General features: G+C 67.8%; 14 protein-coding genes and 1 pseudogene. 9 read left to right on the top strand and 6 right to left on the bottom strand.

Annotated features, from left to right (window positions below; all coding sequences use genetic code 11):
* Positions 1–69 precede the first annotated feature (69 nt).
* Genes ABGB18_RS40745 through ABGB18_RS40735 form a run of 3 tightly spaced genes read right to left on the bottom strand, consistent with a single transcriptional unit; the run spans position 70 to position 3,196 of the window.
* The gene (locus ABGB18_RS40745) at positions 70–1,422 is read right to left on the bottom strand and encodes a fumarylacetoacetate hydrolase family protein (RefSeq protein WP_347701032.1); all 1,353 of its coding nucleotides are present in this window, start codon (positions 1,420–1,422) and stop codon (positions 70–72) included.
* Positions 1,419–2,048 carry an SDR family NAD(P)-dependent oxidoreductase gene (locus ABGB18_RS40740; protein WP_347701031.1) on the bottom strand — a complete coding sequence of 210 codons (630 nt, stop codon included), beginning with the start codon at positions 2,046–2,048 and terminating at the stop codon, positions 1,419–1,421. Before ABGB18_RS40740 ends, ABGB18_RS40745 begins: the two co-directional genes overlap by 4 nt.
* Positions 2,045–3,196, bottom strand: coding sequence for an epoxide hydrolase family protein (locus ABGB18_RS40735; RefSeq protein ID WP_347701030.1), 1,152 nt, complete (start codon positions 3,194–3,196; stop codon positions 2,045–2,047). The genes ABGB18_RS40740 and ABGB18_RS40735 overlap by 4 nt, the downstream gene beginning before the upstream one ends.
* A gap of 189 nt (positions 3,197–3,385) precedes the next feature.
* Between ABGB18_RS40735 and ABGB18_RS40730 the strand changes: the two genes are divergently transcribed.
* The 4 genes and pseudogenes from ABGB18_RS40730 to ABGB18_RS40715 all read left to right on the top strand — a co-directional run.
* Positions 3,386–4,324, top strand: a complete 939-nt coding sequence (locus ABGB18_RS40730; protein ID WP_347701029.1) for a LysR family transcriptional regulator — start codon at positions 3,386–3,388, stop codon at positions 4,322–4,324.
* Positions 4,325–5,084: 760 nt separating this feature from the next.
* Positions 5,085–5,219 (top strand): hypothetical protein, encoded by a 135-nt coding sequence (locus ABGB18_RS40725; RefSeq protein ID WP_347701028.1) that lies wholly within the window; start codon positions 5,085–5,087, stop codon positions 5,217–5,219.
* 526 nt (positions 5,220–5,745) lie between these two features.
* Complete coding sequence (locus ABGB18_RS40720; RefSeq protein ID WP_347701027.1) at positions 5,746–7,050, top strand: hypothetical protein; 1,305 nt, start codon at positions 5,746–5,748, stop codon at positions 7,048–7,050.
* Between the two features lie 335 nt (positions 7,051–7,385).
* Positions 7,386–7,502: pseudogene (locus ABGB18_RS40715) on the top strand (IS630 family transposase); the annotation flags it as partial.
* A 48-nt stretch (positions 7,503–7,550) separates the two neighbouring features.
* On the opposite strand, the gene ABGB18_RS40710 reads toward ABGB18_RS40715, so the two are convergent.
* On the bottom strand, positions 7,551–7,967 hold the full coding sequence (locus tag ABGB18_RS40710) for a MarR family transcriptional regulator (protein ID WP_347701026.1): 417 nt from the start codon (positions 7,965–7,967) through the stop codon (positions 7,551–7,553).
* A 114-nt stretch (positions 7,968–8,081) separates the two neighbouring features.
* On the opposite strand from ABGB18_RS40710, the gene ABGB18_RS40705 reads away from it, so the two are divergent.
* Positions 8,082–8,996, top strand: a complete 915-nt coding sequence (locus tag ABGB18_RS40705; protein ID WP_347701025.1) for an alpha/beta hydrolase — start codon at positions 8,082–8,084, stop codon at positions 8,994–8,996.
* Positions 8,997–9,180: 184 nt separating this feature from the next.
* Here ABGB18_RS40705 and ABGB18_RS40700 read toward each other — a convergent pair whose 3' ends face one another.
* On the bottom strand, positions 9,181–9,348 hold the full coding sequence (locus ABGB18_RS40700; RefSeq protein ID WP_347701024.1) for a hypothetical protein: 168 nt from the start codon (positions 9,346–9,348) through the stop codon (positions 9,181–9,183).
* Between the two features lie 72 nt (positions 9,349–9,420).
* Here ABGB18_RS40700 and ABGB18_RS40695 point away from each other — a divergent pair, with 72 nt between their 5' ends.
* Complete coding sequence (locus ABGB18_RS40695; RefSeq protein ID WP_347701023.1) at positions 9,421–9,786, top strand: hypothetical protein; 366 nt, start codon at positions 9,421–9,423, stop codon at positions 9,784–9,786.
* A 527-nt stretch (positions 9,787–10,313) separates the two neighbouring features.
* Complete coding sequence (locus ABGB18_RS40690; RefSeq protein WP_347701022.1) at positions 10,314–10,727, top strand: response regulator transcription factor; 414 nt, start codon at positions 10,314–10,316, stop codon at positions 10,725–10,727.
* Between the two features lie 509 nt (positions 10,728–11,236).
* On the opposite strand, the gene ABGB18_RS40685 is transcribed toward ABGB18_RS40690, so the two are convergent.
* Positions 11,237–11,695, bottom strand: coding sequence for a MarR family transcriptional regulator (locus tag ABGB18_RS40685; RefSeq protein ID WP_347701021.1), 459 nt, complete (start codon positions 11,693–11,695; stop codon positions 11,237–11,239).
* A 106-nt stretch (positions 11,696–11,801) separates the two neighbouring features.
* Here ABGB18_RS40685 and ABGB18_RS40680 point away from each other — a divergent pair, with 106 nt between their 5' ends.
* Together ABGB18_RS40680 and ABGB18_RS40675 are read left to right on the top strand one after the other, a co-directional pair.
* Positions 11,802–13,097: an MFS transporter gene (locus ABGB18_RS40680; protein ID WP_347701020.1), complete on the top strand. Its 1,296-nt coding sequence runs from the start codon at positions 11,802–11,804 to the stop codon at positions 13,095–13,097.
* A gap of 47 nt (positions 13,098–13,144) precedes the next feature.
* Complete coding sequence (locus tag ABGB18_RS40675) at positions 13,145–13,483, top strand: heme-binding protein (RefSeq protein ID WP_347701019.1); 339 nt, start codon at positions 13,145–13,147, stop codon at positions 13,481–13,483.
* Positions 13,484–13,576 lie beyond the last annotated feature (93 nt).

The raw sequence follows: 13,576 nt of genomic DNA, 5'->3' as shown, positions 1-13,576 counted from the left end.
TGGGTCAATCTGCCAGTCAGGGCTTGCCAGGAAGGGCGAGCCGGGTGGGGTCGACCTGGCTGGTGGGGTTCAGGCGCCGTTCTCGACCAGCGCTTTGAGCCGCGGCAGGCTCTTCTCGATGGCCTCGGCATCCCGCCGGCCCCAGGCGGATCCCGCTACGCGCTCTCCCCACGGTGAGGTGGTGAAGTCGCAGGTCTCGGTGACCAGGGTGCCGGCCTCGACCTCCTCGAGTTCGTAGCGCCAGCGGTGCCGACCCGGATGGGCCCAGGCGATGCGGCGGTTCTCCTCGTACTCCAGAACCGTGTTCGTCACCTCGTAGGGCACGTCGAACATCGCCATCGAGACGCTGAACTCCGAGCCCAGGGTCAGGCGATCGGGGCCGGAGATCGTGCCCGCGACCGTGCCGGACCCGTCGAAGTCGGCGTGCCGGCGGGGATCGGCGATCACGTCGAACACGGCCGCGGGGGGAGCGGCGATCAGGATGCTCCGTGCGATCATCATCTCGGGCACGAACTTCTCGCCCTTGTCGACGATCCGCGCCTCTACTGCGCCGAGTCGCTCCACCTCGACCCGAACGGTGTCACCAGGCGTGAGGTAGTCACGGTGCTCGGACAACTCGAAGATGCATCCGGTGCCGACGGGCCCGCTGGCGATGATGTCGCCGGCCCGCAGCGTGGTGTCCCGTGACGCGTGCGCCAGCATCTCACCGAACGACCAGTGGATCTCGCCCCAGTTGCCACCTCCGTACAGCTCGCCGTTGACGTAGGCGTTCATCGTGAGCGTGTAGCCCTTGCCCGACCGGTGGGGTTCCAGTTCGTCGGGCGTGACCAGGTACGGGCCGAGGCTTGTCGCGGCGTCCTTGCTCTTGGAGGGGCCGAAGACGAAACCCATCTCCCGGGCGGAGAGGTCGCGTGCGCTCCAGTCGCAGTAGACGAGGTACCCGGCGATGTGGCTCTCGGCCGTCGCCGCGTCCAGGTCCGAGCAGTCGTCGGCGATCACGGCCGCGACCTCGACCTCGACCTCGTAGTCCCATGCCCTGGTCCCCGCCGGAACGGGGACGTCGTCGCGCGGGCCCCTGATCGCGGCCGGGTTCGAGAAGTGGAAGACCGGCTCCTCGTACCAGGGCGGGCTGACCGTGCCGTCGCCGCCCGCGACGACCGCTGCGTTGCTGACATGCCGCTCGAAGGCCGCGAAGTCCCGAACCGATGGGGGCACGGGGATCGGTGCCAGGACATCCGCCCAGGCCAGATCCACGATTTCGGCCGGGTTCGACGTCACCAGGGCGGCAGCCGCCTCCAGCCCTTCACCGGAGCGCAGCAGGTCCAGCAGGGTGATTCCGGCGGTGTGACCGAGGATCTTGCCTCCCTGCACCAGCCCGCAACGCTCCGATCCATCGGCTGATCGGTAACTGACCCACTTCATCGTTCGGGCACCTCGATGTTCTTGTTCGATCGCGGCCGCTCGGCCAGCACGTTCTGGGTGTACTCGTACAGACGCCGGGCGTCGGCGGGCGAGGAGGCGCGCGGGTCCAGCGGAACGGCGCGTCCCTCGCTGACGGCGACCTGGATCATGGCCGTGAGTCCGCTGTACTGCGTCCGCTGCTGGAGGTCGTCCCATCGTGGGGGCCCGAAGCCACCGGCGCCGCCGAAGTTGAGCACGACGGGCGAGTCGGCCCGGGCGAGCAGGTCGATGAGCCCGTGGCTGAGCAGGAACCGGCTCAGGTACGTCAGCGCGAAGTTGGACTCCAGGCCGTCGGCGGTCTCCGTGCGCTTCGACCGCTGGTACCTGGCACCCAGCACGAGAACGTCCACCTGGTCAAGAGCGTTCGTGAGCTCGTCGACGACCCGGTGGTTCTCATCGACGAGTTCGAGGTCGGCCCGGATGAACGCGACACGATTCGGGCTCATCGATGGGGCGGCTGCCACGACGTTCTCACCCTTGGCCGGGTCGGTGCCGATCATCACGACGCGGTCGCCCCGATCGACATAGGTCAGGGCCAGGCCACGGCCGATGCCGTCGGTGCCACCGGTGATGACGACCGTCTTCACGTCGCCACCGTCCGCGCGAACTTGCGTACCTCTTCTGCGAACAGTGCGGGCTGCTCGAAAGCCGCGAAGTGGCCACCGGCGGCGATGTCATCGTTGAAGTAACGCAGGTCGTGGTAGGCGCGTTCGGCCCAGATGCGCGGTGTGCGGGTGAGCTCATCGGGGAAGACGCTCACGCCCACCGGCAGGTCCAGTTCGGTCAGCCCGAGGGGTTCCCGCGCGTACTCCCAGTACAGACGGGAGGACGAGGCGGCCGTCCCGGTCAGCCAGTACAGGGAGATGTGGTCGAGCATCTCGTCCATGGTGAACGCGTCGGGGGCGGCCCAGTCCAGGAACTTCTCGTAGATCCAGGCGGCCTGCCCGGCCGGGGAGTCGGTCAGGGCGTAGCCGATGGTCTGCGGCCGGGTGCGCTGCAGCAAGTGATAGCCGGAGTGGACGTGGGTGAACACGTTGCCCTGGGCGATGGCCGCGGCCTCTTCGGGGGTCGGCTCGTCGCTGACCGGCGGCATGGCGAGGAATTCGGGGAAGTTGACGTGGACGGCATGCAGGCCGGGCGGGCGCTGCCTGCCCATGCGGGTGGCCACCACGCCGCCCCAGTCGCCGCCCTGAGCCAGATAGGAGTCGTACCCCAGGCGCCGCATCAGCACCGCGTAGGCGGCGGCGATCCGGTCCGGGTTCCAGCCCCCGGTGGTGGGTGCGTCCGAGAATCCGTAGCCGGGCATGGACGGGATGACGACGTGGAAGGCGTCCTGTGCGTCCCCGCCGTCCGTGACCGGATCGGTCAGCGGGCCGGTCACCTTCAGGAACTCCAGGAACGATCCGGGCCATCCGTGCAGCAGCAACAGGGGTGTCGCGTTCTCATGGGGGGAGCGAACGTGCATGAAGTGGATGGCAAGGCCGTCGATCGTGGTACGGAACTGGCCGATGTCGTTCAGGTGCTGCTCGATCTTGCGCCAGTCGTAGCCGGTGGCCCAGTAGTCCAGCAGTTCCCGCAACCGTGCGATCTGCACGCCCTGGCTGCTGTCCGGCACGGTCTCCGGGTCGGGCAGGCGCACCCGGCTCAGCCGTTCTCTGAGATCGGCCAGCGCACTGTCCGGGATGTCAATGTGAAACGGCAGGACAGCGTCCTGGCGATCTGTGTCTATGTCCATGATTTTCTCCGTGAGCGGGTGTTGTCGCCTGGCCGGAAATTCCGGCGTCGCGGCGAGCCGGCCGGCGCTGCCCGCCGGGCGCGGCTTCAGCAGGTCCACCATGCGACCGCGCCGCCCGCTCCGTCCAATGAAAGTTCCGGAAGTGGTAATACGCTTTGCGTATAACAGCAGGCGGGCTACCCTGCCTGTGTGGCTGACGCATTCCCCGACCCCGTCGACCTCGACCTGAGGCTGGTGCAGTGCTTCGTCGTCGTCGCCGGGCACCAGCACTTCGGCCGCGCGGCAGAGGCACTGCACACCACCCAGCCGTCGCTGAGCCGTCAGATCCGGCGTCTCGAGCAGCAGCTCGGCGTCCGGTTGCTCGACCGCACGACGCGCGGCACCCGCCTGTCCGAGGCCGGCGAGGTCTTCCTGCCCCTGGCCGCCGAGCTGCTGCGCTCGGCCGGCCAGGCCATGGCCCGCACCCGGGCCGCCGCCCGGCCACGTGAAATCACCATCGGCTACACCCGCGGCCTGCTCATCACCCCGGCCGTACGCGCATTGCGGAAGGCAGAACCCGAAGCAGAGGTGAAGACCCGCCTTCTGGCATGGAACGACTCGCGATCAGCGCTTCTGGAGCACCGCGTCGATGCGGTCGTGACCCGGCTGCCGTTCGCCACCGACCAGCTACGCGTCACGGTCCTCTACGACGAGCCCCGTGTCCTGGTGGTGCCGCTCGATCATCCTCTCGTCGGCCGGGAATCGGTCACGCTCGACGACATAGCCGACGAGCCGATCCCCCACGTCCGGCACACCGATCCCATTTTGAATGCCTACTGGCGCATGGACCCCCGCCCTGACGGCCGCCCGGCACCGGACGGCCCGCTCGTCGAGGACCTCGAGGACAAGCACGAACTCATCGCCGCGGGGCAGGCCGTGGCCATCGGCCCGCCCCTCGACTACGCCACCGGCCTGCATCCCGGTCTGACCACCATCCCGCTGCGCGGCATCGAACCCAGCCAGGTCGTCCTCGCCACACGCACCAGCGACCGAAATCGCCTGGTCACAGGCTTCCGCAAGCACGCCGAGGCCCAGTTGCGAACGCACCGGAGCCACGCCGCGCCGGTATCCGCCGTCACCGGGGCTTGAACTCACCTCTCCCTCCCGTCCTCGGGCCGCCGGAGATGACGGACACCGGCTACCTGCCCAGCTGGACCAAGCCGAAGCCCCCTGAAGAGCCTGGCCAACGGCATCCGCCAGGACTCGTGCGGTGACCGCGGGACTGAGCATGCCGTGGAACTCCGGCCGAGTCCAAGGCAACGTGAATAGGGAGTCGCCGCCACCGTCCGCCCGGTCACCGGGTAACGCTGCACACGCTTCTGATAGGCGTTCCACAACGACTGGCCTGGCCTTCTATCCTCGGCACTCGTATTTCTACACCTGCTGTATCTGCTGATGGTCCGGTTGTTCGGCTGGTTGACGCTACTCGCGCAGGATGACCTCTCCAAGGAGGTGGAGATCTTGGCGCTGCGTCATGAAGTCGCCGTCCTGCGTCGTCAGGTCTCCCGACCGCGACCAGGCGACCGGCAGAGGATCCAGTGCGCGATGTCAACCTTGCGATCGGTGAGGCCGAATCCGTTAAGGATGGTGGACAGTTCGGTGCTGTAGCTACCGGGCATGGCAGCCCGTATCTGGCTGGCCGCCGTCCTCTCGTAGAGGCTCACAACTAGGTCCAAGTCGCCCATTATTCGTGCTCTGCGGGCCAGCAGCCCAGCCTCACGGGGGTAACTCTTGGTGCTCAGGACGAAGTCCATGACCTCACCGCTGCTCAATCGCTTCCAACCCGGAAGCGCGAGGCCGCCAGCGTCCTGAGTGTCGGCGATCTCAAAATTGAGCCACTCGGAACAGGATGCTCACGAAGGACGGCAGGGGTGTTCGGCGGGAGCTCTTCTCCGGTGCGTACCCGCAGATGATCCTGCGGTTCGTCGTCACCTCTGACGATAAGGACGTGCCCCACCGCCCGCTGCCCGAGGTCCTGGAGTAGAGGACGAACGTCCTTCGGCCGCCACCGCGGTGGTCATCTTGATGGGCTTTTGCTCCCTGCTCGGCTCACCGCTCCCCGGCGAACCTTCACATTTGTCAGGTACATCGGCTCGGGGAAGCTGGACCGAGCCGCCTCCGACCGGTCCGGCTCCGTCGTGGACTCTGCGCCGGAAACAAGCGAAGAGCTCTGTCTTGTCGTCCGATCAAACGCTCTCCAAGACGCCTTCAACTCGGGTTCGAGGGTCCAACAGGGCGGTACAACGCGCGACATGACCGGAAACGACGGAAGCCACCCGCCCGAGGCGCGGACTTCTGGAATGCCGAGCAGGCGGTACCTGCTCGCCGGGGGGACACTCGCCACGGCCCTGGCTACGGCGGGGATCTACGAGCTCGTCGACACGCTAATGGGGGTGCCCGAGCGGCCGACCCCGCCGGCGCCGCAGGCGTTGCCGCCTGAGCAGTACGTCTTCCCGCGCCCGCGCGTCGTCATGGACGACGGCTCCGGCGTCGCCAGCAGCAAGGGCACGATGGCCGTCGCGATCCCGCCGTTCCACGCCCATGTCATCACGGCGAAGCTGAAGGTGCCGGCACGGGCGAAGGCCTTGCAGGAGGCGCAGCGGCACCTGGAGGAGGTGCTGAAGCGCCTGGAGCAGCAGTACCCACCCGCCCCGAGCGGGGTGACCATCACAGTCGCGTGGGGGCTCCCCTATTTCGAGCATTACATCCCCAGACTCGGGAAGAGTTCGAGCTATTTCGACGCTGGCACGCCGTACCCGATGTATTTGCCGGTGGATGTGACCACCTCGAAGGAGCTCGGCCGGACCGTCTACGCGCTGCAACGGTCCAGGACGTTCCCCAGCGATGAGCCGCCCTCCGGCTTCGGGCCGATCCGCCTGGAGGACAACGACGTCGCGGTGCTGCTGCGCAGCGACTCGATCACCAAGATCCTTGACGTCACGAACACTCTGTTCGGTACGAGAGACGGTCAGGCGGGTGGCCTGTTCAAGGTGACCAGCATCCGGCGCGGCTTCACGGGTGGAGGGCACACCGGACAGCAGGGGCTGGCGAGCAAGCTGGCGACGCAGGCAGGCGTTCCCGGCGCGAAATCCATCCCCCGGCTCTCACCGATCTTCCTCGGCTTCACCACCACGCTCAGGGACGCGGAGAGCTCCACCCCGGTTTCCAACTTCGAGACGTTTCCCGGCTGGACCGACCAGTGGCCCAACGGTTACTTCAAACAGGGGACCATCATGCCCCTGTCGCATCTGTTCGAAGACCTCGTCGCGTGGTACTCGAAGGACTTTCCGACGTTCGAGGAACGGATCCATGCCATGTTCCGCCCGGGAATCTCCTTCCCGCCGAACACGATCACGGCCGATCCGCCCGAGCAGAACGAGGCCGACGTCCTTTCCGACATCGAGAAATTCCACGCCTACGGGCACAACGGAAGCATGCAGCCGGTGAACCGCCTGCAACAGGAGTTGACCAGCAACTACGGTCACGTCTATCCCGTGAACACGGCCATCACGAATCGCGGGGACTTCGCCACGCTGGACAATCCATTCCACTACACCTCGGACCCCGTGGGAAACCACTACAGCAAGCAACCGGCCCCCGGACTGCACTTCCTGCTGTTCACCCCGACCACCGAGATCTTCAATCGCGTGCGCCTCGCCATGGACGGCGTGCTCCCCGGCGGGAAGAGTGCTCCGTTCTCGCCGCGCTCGTCCGGAGCGGGACTGAACTCTGTCATGCACACGACGCACCGGCAGAACTTCCTGATCCCGCCGCGCTCCCGCCGATCCTTTCCACTCGCCGAGTTCCTGACCTGACCATACTGCCCACGCCGGAGCGCGATGCCTGGCGCGGGCAAGGGGAGAGCGTGGACTGGTCGCCGACCCATGCAAGTGCTCCGCCCAGTGCGTACAGGTCGGTGGCGTCGATGCTGGTTCGTGACGGCGGCCGGTTTCCTCGCTCGCTCAAGCGTGGTGGCGCACTGTTCCAGGTCTTTCCCGGCTCGTGATCGCCTGCTCGCCTTCGCCGACAACCTCTACCCCACAGCCAGCGCACTGCAGACCGTGCAACACGCCCCGCCGGGCATCGCCATGCTGGCACGCCCCCATGGCCTCGGCCTCGCCCGCCAGCGCGGCGTGATCGTCACGACCCGGCAGCCCACCACCTGCGGTGGCGCAACGCCAACGCCCGTCACCGCGACGTCCTGGCTGCCGAACGCAAGGAACGCGCTCGCATCCGAAGCGAGAAGGGCATCGGCTGGGATGGACGCCGGCGGGCAAGGCATTCGCCGGAAGGCCAACCGCCCGTCATCATGCCCTCAGCCCGCGGACTTGAGCATCTCCACAAGGATGCGCTGCAACTCGGTGCGGTCCCGGGGGGTAATCCTCGCCAGCCTGCGGTCGAACTCCGCCGCGAGCGCTGAAAGCGCGCGGTCCCGCGCCGCCTCGCCCTCGGCCGTCAGTATGAGCCGATGCCGCCGCAGGTCCTCGTCGTCGATCTCGCGCCGCATGAACCCCTTCGCGACCAGATTGCGGACGTAAACCGTCACGCTCGCCTTTGGGATCATCAGCGCCGCCGCGAGTTCGGCCGGGTACGGCGACGCGGCCACCTCGGCCAGCACGAAGAACTCCTTCGTCTCCAGCCCAAGCCCGGCCAGCTCAGCGCTGCAGGCATCCATCACGACGCTCAGCAGACGCTGGTTCAGCGTCCACAACTCCGCCCCGTCGACCGCCACGCGAGCCCTCCATCCAACCAGGTGATACAGTCCTAGACTAGTTCGGAATTGTATCAGTTTAGGTTTCGTACTAAATAAATATGGAACAAACTCCGACGGGAAAGGCGCCATCAGATGCTTCAGCACATCACGATCCCGCGTGGGCCGATCGCCCTCGCGGCCGACCTCCACCTGCCCGACAGCGCCGACGACGCGGCGCCGCTGCGTGCCGTGGTGCTCTCCACGCCCGGCAGCAGCGTTAAGGAGCAGATCGGCGCGAACTACGCATCCCGCCTCGCCGCCCACGGCATCGCGGCGCTCGTGTTCGACCCCGCCCATCAAGGTCAGAGCGGCGGAGAGCCCCGCGACCTCGAAGACCCCTACCGCCGCGGCGAGGACATCTCCTACGCGATCGACGCGCTCAGCACGATCCCCGGCATCGACCCGCAGCGCATCGGCGTCCTCGGCATCTGTGCCGGCGGAGGCTACGCCGTGCACACCGCCCGCACGGACCACCGCATCAAGGCGGTCGGCACGGTCGTCCCCGGCAACATGGGCACGTCGTTCCGCAGCTTCCAGCCGGACGGCGCGGCGGCCGCACTCGGCATCATGGCCGACGCCCGCATCGAAGAGACCCGCTCCGGCGAGCCGACCCGCGTGAACTGGCTACCCGACACCCTGGAAGAGGCCGCAGCAGTCGGGCTGACCGACATCGATACAACCCAGGCAATCACCTACTACCGCACCGAGCGGGGCAGGAACGAACACTCCACGAACCGCCGCCTCTCCCGCGGCGACTCGCTGCTGCTGGGCTACGACGCGTATCACTTGGCCGACCAGCTCATGACCCAGCCGCTGCAGGTCATCCTCGCCGGACGCCTCGGCAACACCGGCTCCTACGAGTCCGGCATGCAGTTGTGGAAGCTGGCACCCAACCCGGTCGACCTCATGGTGATCGATGGCGCCGGCCACTATGAGATGTACGACGAGCCCGAGTATGTCGACGCCGCCGTCAACCGGCTCGTCGGCTTCTACTCGAACAACCTGTAAACCGTCCAACCAGTGAACCTATGCGTCACAGCACTAGCGAATTGGAGCCGTTGGCACCCGATTGCACGCATCAGTCACCCCAGCCACGCGTTGGAGTGCCACAGCCTGGCCAGGACACGCGCGTCACGGCGTGCGGCGGCACTGCCGATCCGGCTCTGCCGGGGGGCGGGGCCGGCGTGCGAGGTTACCCGATGGCCGATAACCTGCTGAACACCATCGAAATGGCCGTGAGGAACGCGAACAGGCGGCTGCACGACATGGTGAGCTCCGACCCCGCCCTGCGGGGCATGGCCACCTCGCCCACCGCGATGCTCTGGTCGGGGAGCCAAGTCGCGGTGGTCCACACCGGCATGACCCGCGCCTATCTGCTGCGCAGGGGGAGCTCTACCAGATCACCCACGACCACACCTCGGTCCAGTCGCTGGTGGACGAGGGACGGATCACCCAGGAGGAGGCGCAGTCCCACCCCCAGAGTGACGTCCTGCTCCGCTCATTGGACGGCGGCCCCGAAGTGGATCCGGACCTCACGCTGCGGGAGGCCCAAGTCGGCGACCGGTATGTGCTGTGCACACGCGGGCTCTGGGGCTTGGTCTCGGCAGAAGGAATGCACAACGCGCTCACCACCGAGCACGAGCCGGAGGAGACCGTCCGCCGGTTGATGGACATGGCCAGACGAGGCGGCGGCGCGTACAACATCACCTGCTGCGTGCTGGACGTCGTCGAGGCCTCGCCCAAGGAACTGCTCGGCCAACCCGCGATCAAGGTGACCGGTCAGGAGCAGCGCTCCTAGTAGGACTTTGTTAGGTCGTTATGGCGGTCGTTGATGGCAGGTGGGGCATCGGCCGCTACAAGTGGCTAACAAGATCTGGAGCATGTGCAGAATCTTGTAGAAAGTCAGCCCGGGCCAACCTGTACCGCGCCATAACACACCCACGATGGCGCTGACCTGCGACTTGACGGGCACCGGCATAGCCGAAAAGATCGCGTCTTGTGCTTGCCCGCCTGCTCTACCTCATCACGCTGGGGATGTTCGGCTGGCTGATGTTACCGGGCCGCAGCCAGGCGTCGAAGAACGCGGGGAATCATGGTGCTGCGTCACGAAGTGGCAGTCCTACGGCGCCAGGTCGAACGCCCGAAGCCGGGCTGGGCCGATCGAGCCGTCCTGGCGGCGTTGGCCCGGTGGCTGCCGGCGGTGCTGCGCGCTCATCGGCTGGTACCCCGGCGACGCTGCTGTCGTGGCATCGTCGTTCGCTCCGACAGGCCTGGACCTATCCACATCGGCCCGGACGTCCAACGACAAGCCGAAAGATCCAGAACTTGATTCTCCGCCTGGCGCGGGAGAACCCCGCGTGGGGCCATCGACGGGTACACGGGGAACTGGTGCGGCTCGGTCTGCGCCGAGCCCTGGCCTCCGGAGCCGCCGGGTTCCTGCCCAAGTCCCGCTCCGCCGACGAGGTCGCGGCCGTCATCCGCCGCGTCGCCGCCGGCGGTCGGTACGTCGACCCCGAGATCGCCGCCGACGCGCTGAGCGACGAACGCTCACCACTGACCGACCGCGAGCTCGACGTACTCCGCGCCGGCCGGCACGGCGAGACCACCGGACAGATCGCCCGCACCCTGTCCCTCGCCCCCGGCACCGTCCGCAACCACATCTCCACTGTGCTGGGCAAGCTCGCCGTCGACACCCGCCAGCAGGCCGTACTCCTCGCGGAAGAGCGCGGCTGGATCTGATCGGCCCCGCGGCTCACCCCACGAGCGCGCCGATCCGGCACAGGAGGTAGGGCGAGAAGTGAGGCTACCGCGGCCGCCGAGACCGAGCAGGCCCGCGCCGCCGACGCCGCGGCGACCCCGACCGTCTACCACCTGCACCTGCACGTCGTCCCCCGCGAGATGGGTCTCCCTGGTCCCCGCAGTGTCAGCGGACATGAAGAAGCCCCTGCGGGCGGACACGTGAGCTAACACGCTGGCGGACAGCAGGAAATCCTCGGCGCGTCCGGGCGCACGCGGGTGTCCGCCCGGACATGACGGCTTGCGGCTGCTCCACGGCCATAGCCTTGAAGGCGTGATCACGAAGACGCCCCGAGGAAGCATGCTCGCTTGGCGCGCCCGACGGGACAGCTACAGAGGTTCCAGCCGTGATGTCGTGCTGATACCGGCCTCTTGAACTGGTTTCGACGAACAGCGGCCTCACGACATCACGTAGAGATCATCGGTAGCAGCGGTGAGATGGAGTTGGCGAACTAACCGGCGCTCGTCCGAGAGGCGGGTGACGCGGTGATCTGCTGGGCGGTGTCACCGACGCGCTTCAGCAGGTGCTTGAGGTCGGCCAGTTCCTCGGCGCTGAGTTCCTTGGCCAAGGCGGAGTCCAGCTCGGCGACGTGGGCGTCGGCGCGGTCGAACAGCTCGCGCCCGGCGGTGGTGAGGCGGACCTCGATGAGCGTGCCGTGCATGGGGTGGGGGCGGCGCTCCACCAGACCGCGTTTCTCCAGTCGTCCCAGGGTGCTGTTCATGGTCTGGGGCGTGACGGCACACTTGCGGGCCAACTCGGCGGCGGTGATGCCGTCATGGTCGGACAGGATCGCCATCGCGCTCTGCTGTGCCGGGGTGATCCCGTGGTCACGCAGCACGTGTTCCTTGGCCGCCTGGGTGGTCTGCTCGGCGCGCTTGATGTAGCCCAGCAGCCGTTCGGAGTAGTGCATACCCACAAACTATCAGCCTCCGAACATCAGCCAATTTGCGATAACTCGTCAGCATGCTGTTAAGTATCAGCCATCGAATAACATCGAGTGTCGCAAGGAGGACTCCGTGCCCCCCACGCCATCACCGCGCCCGCCCACCAGCGGGCCCCACCTCTCACCGGCTGACCGGCGGCGTTGGCTGGTGCTGACGGTCGGGATGCTGGCCATGACCGCCGGATGCACCTTCCAGTTCGGCCTGGCCTACCTGATCCCAACCCTGCGCGCCCAGGGCCTGTCGCTGGCCGAGGCCGGACTACTGGCCGCCGCCCCGACCGCCGGGCTGCTGGCCACCTTGATCGCCTGGGGTGCGGCCGCCGACCGCTGGGGCGAGCGGATCGTGCTGTCGAGCGGGCTGAGCCTGGCCGGGGTGGTGCTGCTGGCCGCCGCCACCATCCACCACCCGGTCGCGCTGGGGATCTGCTTCCTGGCCGCCGGAGCGGCCGGGGCCTCGGTGCACGCCTCCAGCGGCCGGCTGATCATGGGCTGGTTCGCCGCCGCCGAGCGCGGCCTGGCCATGGGCATCCGCCAGACTGCCCAACCCCTCGGCGTCGCGGTCGCCGCGCTGGCGCTGCCGAGCCTGGCCGCCACCGGCAGCGCCTGCGCCCTGGTCTTCATGGGCGCGTGCTGCCTGGTCGCCGCCGCACTGGTGGTGGCGCTGGTCCGCGACCCGCAGCGCGCGGCCGCAGGACAAGACGCACGTACCGGTTCGCCGTACCGGACCCCGGTGCTGTGGCGCATCCACGCCGCCAGCGCCCTGCTGATCGTGCCGCAGTTCACCGTGGCCACCTTCGCGCTGGTGTTCCTGGTGGACGCCCAGCACTTCGACCCCGCCACCGCCGGACGCCTGCTGGCCGCGGGGCAGATCGGCGGAGCCGCCGCCCGCCTGGCGGCCGGCTGGTGGTCGGATCGGGTCGGCTCACGGCTACAGCCGATGCGCATCACCGCTGTGGCCATCGCCGCCGTGGTGGCGGTGCTGGCCGCCACCACCCACTCGCCGGTGGCGGTGGTGGTGCTGCTGGTCGCCACCATCATCACCGTCAGCCCCAACGGCCTGGCCTTCACCGCCGTGGCCGAACATGCCGGACGCGCCTGGTCCGGGCGCGCGCTGGGCATTCAGAACACCGCCCAGAACGCCGTCGCCTCGGCCACCCCGCCGATCCTGGGCGCTCTGATCGCAGGCGTCGGCTACGGCCCCGCGTTCGCCGCGATCCTGGCCTTCCCCCTGCTGGCCGCCGCCATCATCCCCACCCGCGCCGAAGACCCCGACCCCCAACCCGCCATTTCCGCCCCCGGCGCAGCCACGACCGGCACGACCGGCAGCACGACCGGCAGCACGACCGGCACGGCCACCGGCGCCCGCTGAACCATCCCCGCCCCACCCACTGATCACTCATCTGAAAGGCATCGATCATGTCTGCTGTCCGTACCGTTCCCGCCCTGACCAACCAGGCCGCCCGCGCCATCGTCGAGGCCGCCATCGCCGCCGCTGAGGTCACCGACCAGCGCTTCTCCATCGCGGTGGTGGACGCCGCCGGGCACCTGAACGCCTTCGCCCGCATGGACGGCGCTCCGCACATCACCATCCAGGTCGCCACCGACAAGGCCTACACTGCCGCCGGATTCGGCATGACCACCCAGGCCTGGCACGACTTCATCAAGGATGACGCCCCGCTAGCGACGGGCGTCCCCGCCCAGATCGACCGAATCGTCACCTTTGACATGCCCCGCATTTTCCGGACACCGGAGTAAATGAACTATATCATGCAGCGACTTGCCTATCGAACCATTCCTCGAGAACTTCCAGCGGCGGCCGGTATCCCAACACAGAATGCAGGCGCCGAC

Origin of the sequence: Nonomuraea sp. B12E4 (genome assembly GCF_039871825.1) — a bacterium.
In the GTDB taxonomy this organism is placed as follows: Bacteria; Actinomycetota; Actinomycetes; order Streptosporangiales; family Streptosporangiaceae; genus Nonomuraea.
This window is presented reverse-complemented; position numbering and strand designations above follow the sequence as displayed.

Bases quoted from the DNA above. Each gene is read 5' to 3' on its own strand.
- ABGB18_RS40745 (WP_347701032.1), bottom strand. From the start codon at position 1,422: ATGAAGTGGGTCAGTTACCGATCAGCCGATGGATCGGAGCGTTGCGGG.
- ABGB18_RS40735 (WP_347701030.1), bottom strand. From the start codon at position 3,196: ATGGACATAGACACAGATCGCCAGGACGCTGTCCTGCCGTTTCACATT.
- ABGB18_RS40725 (WP_347701028.1), top strand. From the start codon at position 5,085: ATGCTCACGAAGGACGGCAGGGGTGTTCGGCGGGAGCTCTTCTCCGGT.
- ABGB18_RS40720 (WP_347701027.1), top strand. From the start codon at position 5,746: ATGGCCGTCGCGATCCCGCCGTTCCACGCCCATGTCATCACGGCGAAG.
- ABGB18_RS40705 (WP_347701025.1), top strand. From the start codon at position 8,082: ATGCTTCAGCACATCACGATCCCGCGTGGGCCGATCGCCCTCGCGGCC.
- ABGB18_RS40700 (WP_347701024.1), bottom strand. From the start codon at position 9,348: ATGCCGGTGTGGACCACCGCGACTTGGCTCCCCGACCAGAGCATCGCG.
- ABGB18_RS40685 (WP_347701021.1), bottom strand. From the start codon at position 11,695: ATGCACTACTCCGAACGGCTGCTGGGCTACATCAAGCGCGCCGAGCAG.
- ABGB18_RS40675 (WP_347701019.1), top strand. From the start codon at position 13,145: ATGTCTGCTGTCCGTACCGTTCCCGCCCTGACCAACCAGGCCGCCCGC.